The 5,734-nt window shown below is 64.2% G+C and carries 5 protein-coding genes; 3 read left to right on the top strand and 2 right to left on the bottom strand.

Annotated elements, in window-relative coordinates:
• The first annotated feature begins 200 nt into the window (after nt 1–200).
• Together acs and DBR23_RS18765 are read left to right on the top strand one after the other, a co-directional pair.
• Nucleotides 201–2,195 (top strand): acetate--CoA ligase, encoded by a 1,995-nt coding sequence (gene acs / locus DBR23_RS18770; RefSeq protein WP_108499218.1) that lies wholly within the window; start codon nt 201–203, stop codon nt 2,193–2,195.
• 276 nt (nt 2,196–2,471) lie between these two features.
• Nucleotides 2,472–2,945: a hypothetical protein gene (locus DBR23_RS18765; protein ID WP_056747132.1), complete on the top strand. Its 474-nt coding sequence runs from the start codon at nt 2,472–2,474 to the stop codon at nt 2,943–2,945.
• A gap of 164 nt (nt 2,946–3,109) precedes the next feature.
• Here the strand turns inward: DBR23_RS18765 and DBR23_RS18760 are convergent, their stop codons facing one another.
• Nucleotides 3,110–3,415, bottom strand: a complete 306-nt coding sequence (locus tag DBR23_RS18760; RefSeq protein ID WP_108499217.1) for a c-type cytochrome — start codon at nt 3,413–3,415, stop codon at nt 3,110–3,112.
• Nucleotides 3,416–3,530: 115 nt separating this feature from the next.
• On the opposite strand from DBR23_RS18760, the gene DBR23_RS18755 reads away from it, so the two are divergent.
• Nucleotides 3,531–3,773 carry a TIGR04438 family Trp-rich protein gene (locus tag DBR23_RS18755; protein WP_056064444.1) on the top strand — a complete coding sequence of 81 codons (243 nt, stop codon included), beginning with the start codon at nt 3,531–3,533 and terminating at the stop codon, nt 3,771–3,773.
• Nucleotides 3,774–3,929: 156 nt separating this feature from the next.
• On the opposite strand, the gene ilvD is transcribed toward DBR23_RS18755, so the two are convergent.
• Complete coding sequence (ilvD, locus tag DBR23_RS18750; protein ID WP_108499216.1) at nt 3,930–5,633, bottom strand: dihydroxy-acid dehydratase; 1,704 nt, start codon at nt 5,631–5,633, stop codon at nt 3,930–3,932.
• Nucleotides 5,634–5,734 lie beyond the last annotated feature (101 nt).

Raw genomic sequence — 5,734 nt, 5'->3', positions numbered from 1 at the left:
GGTTGCAGGAGGCGCGATTTTAGGGGGGCAGCATGTCCCTGCGGTGGCAGGTGGGTCTGCGCAGCCGGTGGCCCGGCCCTTGGCGACAGGCGGGCCGCAATGGCGTACTCTGTAAGCTTCGCGCCAGTCAGTGGCCTGTAAGTGCCGCGCCCGACAGTACCGCCCAATTCCAATTCCCATTAGATCCAGGAGACAACACCATGAGTGCGCCCACATCCGCCATCGAGTCCGTGCTGGTTGAGAACCGCGTGTTCCCGCCCTCGGACGCCATCGTCAAAGCCGCGCGCGTGTCCGGCATGGCTGGGTATGACGCACTGTGTGCCGAGGCCGAAAAGGACTTCGAGGGCTTCTGGGCGCGCCAGGCACGCGGCAACCTGCAGTGGACCAAGCCTTTCACCCGCACGCTGGACGAGTCCAACGCGCCGTTCTTCCAGTGGTTTGCCGATGGCGAACTCAATGCCTCGGCCAACTGCCTGGACCGCCACATCGGCACCGCCACCGAGAACAAGACGGCCATCATCTTTGAAGCCGACGATGGCACCGTCACCAAGATCACCTACAAAGAGCTGCTGGCCCGCGTGAGCCAGTTTGCCAACGCGCTCAAGGCCCACGGTGTGGCCAAGGGTGACCGCGTGCTGATCTACATGCCCATGACCATTGAGGGCGTGATCGCCATGCAGGCCTGCGCCCGCATTGGCGCCACGCACAGCGTGGTGTTTGGCGGCTTCAGTGCCAAGGCCGTGCACGAGCGCATCATCGATGCCGGTGCCGTGGCCGTCATCACTGCCAACTACCAGATGCGTGGTGGCAAGGAGCTGCCGCTCAAGTCCATCATCGATGAAGCCCTGGCCATGGGCGGCTGCGACACCATCCGCAATGTGTTCGTCTATCAGCGCACAGCCACGGCCTGCAACATGGTGGCCGGGCGCGACAAGACCTTTGCCGAGGCACTGGCGGGGCAAAGCACCGAATGCGCACCCGTGGCCGTGGGCGCCGAGCACCCTTTGTTCATCCTCTATACCAGCGGCTCCACCGGCAAGCCCAAGGGCGTGCAGCACAGCACCGGCGGCTACCTGCTGTGGGCCAAGATGACGATGGACTGGACGTTCGACCTGCGCGCCGACGACGTGTTCTGGTGCACGGCCGACATTGGCTGGATCACGGGCCACACCTACGTCGCCTACGGCCCACTGGCTGCAGGCGCCACGCAGATCATCTTTGAAGGCATTCCCACCTTCCCGAACGCTGGCCGCTTCTGGCAGATGATCGAGCGCCACAAGTGCACCATCTTCTACACCGCGCCCACAGCCATCCGCTCGCTCATCAAGGCGGCCGAGGGCGACGCTGCGGTACACCCCGCGCGCTCCGACCTGTCGAGCCTGCGCATCCTGGGCAGCGTGGGCGAGCCCATCAACCCTGAAGCCTGGATGTGGTATCACAAGAACGTGGGCGGCGAACGCTGCCCCATCGTGGACACCTTCTGGCAGACCGAAACCGGCGGCCATGTCATCACCCCGCTGCCCGGCGCCACGCCGCTGGTGCCCGGCAGCTGCACGTTGCCTTTGCCCGGCATCACCGCAGCCATCGTGGACGAAATGGGCAACGACGTACCCAACGGCGCGGGTGGCATCCTGGTGATCAAGCGCCCCTGGCCCAGCATGATCCGCACCATCTGGAACGACCCCGAGCGCTTCAAGAAGAGCTACTTCCCCGAAGAACTCAAGGGCTACTACCTGGCGGGCGACGGCGCGGTGCGCAGTGCCGACCGGGGCTACTTCCGCATCACCGGCCGCATTGACGACGTGCTGAACGTGTCCGGTCACCGCATGGGCACGATGGAGATCGAATCCGCCCTGGTCGCCAAGACGGATCTGGTGGCCGAGGCCGCCGTGGTGGGCCGCCCTGACGACGTGACCGGCGAAGCCATTTGTGCGTTTGTGGTGCTCAAGCGCTCGCGCCCCACCGGCGAGGAAGCCAAGCAGATCGCCAACGAGCTGCGCAACTGGGTGGCCAAGGAAATCGGCCCCATTGCCAAGCCCAAGGACATCCGCTTTGGCGACAACCTGCCCAAGACCCGCAGCGGCAAGATCATGCGCCGCCTGCTGCGCAGCATCGCGAAGGGCGAGGCCATCACCCAGGACACCAGCACGTTGGAGAATCCGGCAATTCTGGATCAGTTGGCCCAGACCAACTGATCCAGAAGGCGCCGTGCAAGGGCGCCAGCGCGCAGTGCTTGCCGGATTCGGGGACACTCATATCGCGTAGCGATGTGATGTGGCCACAAAACTCGTTGATCACCCCGGTACGTGATCGAAGCAGCAGGCCCGCTCACACGGTGGGCCTGCAGCGCGCTTTGTAGGACGTGATCTCCAATCAGTCCTGCGCCGGCAGCAATTGCCCGTGCATGCGTTACAACGGCAGCATGGCGTGACCGGCCACCCTGGCCGGGCGCTGCTGACCGGAGATTTCCCATGCACTTGCGTTCCATCGTTTTGCTGTTGACGGTGCTGGTGATTGCCGCACTGGCTGCATTGAACTGGCCTGCGCTGGCCGCCCCTTCCCTGGTATCGCTGGGGGTGGTGTCATTTGAAGCGCCGCTCGGGTTGCTCATGCTGGCGCTTACCGCCTTGTTGGGCATCTTCTTCGTGGCCTACGTGTTGTCGCTGCAGGGCTCCGTACTGCTCGAAACCCGCCGCCACACCAAAGAGATGCAGGCCCAGCGCGAGCTCGCTGACAAGGCCGAGGCGTCCCGCTTCACGGAGCTGCGTACATTCCTTGAAATCCAGCACAGTCAGGCCCATGCGGCGGTTCTGGCGCGGCTGGACCACCTGGAGGCCCGCCTCGCCGCGCGCGCCGAGGAGTCTGACAACACCACGGCGGCCTATGTGGGTCAGTTGGAGCAGCAGCTGCGCTCCCGCAATTCGCTGGTGACCCCCATCGTGTAGGGCCTATCCTGTGGGTGATGTCCTGGAAGGCGCAGGTACTGTCTGCGCACTCAGAGGGGCGCGGGGGTCGTCGGCAGGCATAAAAAAAGCCGCGTCACTGATCGTGCGCGGCTTTTTGCTGGGGCCGGGACGGTAGAACCCGCGGCCACCACAAGGGCGGCAAATTACTTTTGCGTCAGCACCCAAGCAGCCAACTTCTTCGCGTCGGCGTCATTCACTTGCGCATTGGCGGGCATGGGTACTGGACCCCACACGCCAGAGCCACCCTTGACGATCTTGGCGGCCAGCTTGTCCACGGCGTCCTTCTGACCAGCGTATTTGGCTGCTACGTCCTTGTAGGCAGGCCCCACCAGTTTCTTGTCCACTGCGTGGCAAGCCATGCAGTTCTTGGAGGTGGCCAAGGCCAGGTCGGCCATCGCGGGTGCCGCAACCGACAGCGTCAAGGCGAGTGTGATCAGGGAACGCTTCATGGTGGGAATTCCTGTGGTTGAGTTACAGTGCTTTTAATGCGATTGTAGTGACTTGGGTTGACACGCAGTTGTCCCTGGTCAATCCCGCTTTTCGCGGCATTCTTTGGAGAGAGCGATGTATCTGCTGGGTCTGTCCCTTCTCATGCTGGCACTGAAATATTTCGAGATCGGCCCCGTGGCCACGTGGTCGTGGTGGTGGGTGCTGGCGCCCTTCGCGGCCACAGCGCTGTGGTGGGCCTGGGCTGATTCCACCGGCTACACCAAGCGCAAGGCCATGGAGAAGATGGACCAGCGCAAAAAGGACCGCATCAACAAACACAAGGAAGCACTGGGCATTCAGCCGCGCAAGCCGCGCTGAACAGCTGGCGCGCTGGATGCAGCGCTGGTGTTGTTGGCCCGCCCACCGACAAAAAACGCCCTGAGCCTTGCTTACGGGCGTTTTTTGTTGCCTGGAGCGCAGCAGGGGATCTGGGCTCGCTCCCCTCTCCCTGCTGCAAGATCCACCGCAGCCTCTTCAATAGGCGTCCAGCACCGCTCCCTTGCTGGCGCTGGATGCGTTGAACGCAAACTTGGCCTGCACACCACGGGTATAGCGTGGGGACGGGGCGGTCCAGGCGGCGCGGCGCTTGGCGATTTCTGCCTCGGGCACGTTCAGCTCCAGCAGCAGCTGGCGTGCGTCGATGGTGATGCTGTCGCCTTCGTTGACGAAAGCAATCGTGCCTCCGGCTGCGGCCTCGGGCGCCACGTGGCCGACCACCATGCCCCAGGTGCCGCCGGAGAAGCGGCCGTCGGTGATCAGGCCCACGCTCTCACCCAAGCCTGCGCCGATCAGCGCACCGGTGGGTGCCAGCATTTCTGGCATGCCGGGGCCGCCCTTGGGGCCCAGGTACCGCAGCACCATCACGTCACCGGCCTTGATCTTGCCCGCCAGGATGGCTTCCAATGCCGATTGTTCGTCGTCAAACACGCGGGCCGGGCCGGTGATGACGGGGTTCTTCAAGCCCGTGATCTTGGCCACCGCGCCTTCGGGGCTCAGGTTGCCCTTGAGGATGGCCAGGTGGCCTTGCGCGTACATAGGCTTGTCGATAGGACGAATCACGTCCTGGTCGGCGCGGGGCTCGTCCGGCACGTCCTTCAGCACCTCGGCGATCGTCTTGCCTTCGATGGTGAGGCAGTCGCCATGCAGCAGGCCCGCACTGAGCAAGATCTTCATGACCTGAGGGATGCCCCCTGCGCGGTGCAGATCCACCGCCAGGTACTTGCCGCTGGGCTTGAGGTCGCACAACACAGGCGTCTTCACGCGCACGCGCTCGAAGTCGTCGATGCTCCACTCCACGCCTGCCGCATGGGCAATCGCCAGGAAGTGCAGCACCGCGTTGGTCGAGCCGCCCGTGGCCATGATCACAGCCACGGCGTTCTCGATGGATTTACGGGTCACGATGTCGCGCGGCTTGATGTCCTTCTTGATGGCCTCGATCAGCACCTTGGCCGACTCCTTGGCCGAGTTCATCTTCTCGTCGTGCGGGTTGGCCATGGTGGACGAATAGGGCAGGCTGATGCCCAGGGCCTCGAACGCGCTGCTCATGGTGTTGGCCGTGTACATGCCGCCGCACGAGCCCGTGCCCGGGATTGCGCGTTTCTCGATTTCCTTGAGGTCAAAGTCGCTCAGCTTGCCCGCTGCGTTCTCGCCCACGGCCTCGAACACGCTCACGATGTTCAGGTCCTTGCCCTGGTAGTGGCCGGGCAGGATGGTGCCGCCATAGACATAGATGGCGGGCACGTTGGCGCGCAGCATGCCCATCAGGCCGCCGGGCATGTTCTTGTCGCAGCCGCCGACCACCAGCACGCCGTCCATCCACTGGCCGCCCACGCAGGTTTCGATGCAGTCGCTGATGACCTCGCGGCTCACCAGGCTGTACTTCATGCCTTCGGTGCCCATGGCCATGCCGTCGCTGATGGTGGGGGTGCCGAACACCTGGGCGTTGCCGCCCGCTTCTTCGATGCCCGCGATGGCCGCATCCGCCAGCTTCTGCAGGCCACTATTGCAGGGCGTGATGGTGCTATGGCCGTTGGCCACGCCCACCATGGGTTTGACGAAGTCGCCTTCCTCGTAGCCCATGGCGTAGTACATGGAGCGGTTGGGTGCGCGCGACTTGCCCTGGGTGATGTTGGCGCTGCGGCGGTTGATGGGTGCGGAGGGCTTGCTGGAGTCGGTCATCGTGGGGCGTCCTGGTCTCGGGGTTGGGGGGCTGGAGCGGAATGGATCATTCTGCCAGCGCCGTCGCAGCGCGTGGGGGGCTGCCCCCGCAATCCCCAGCC

The organism is Acidovorax sp. HMWF018, assembly GCF_003061035.1.
Taxonomy (GTDB): domain Bacteria; phylum Pseudomonadota; class Gammaproteobacteria; order Burkholderiales; family Burkholderiaceae_C; genus Acidovorax; species Acidovorax delafieldii.
The sequence above is the reverse complement of the archived record's forward strand: the minus strand, read 5'-3'. Positions and strand labels throughout refer to the sequence as shown.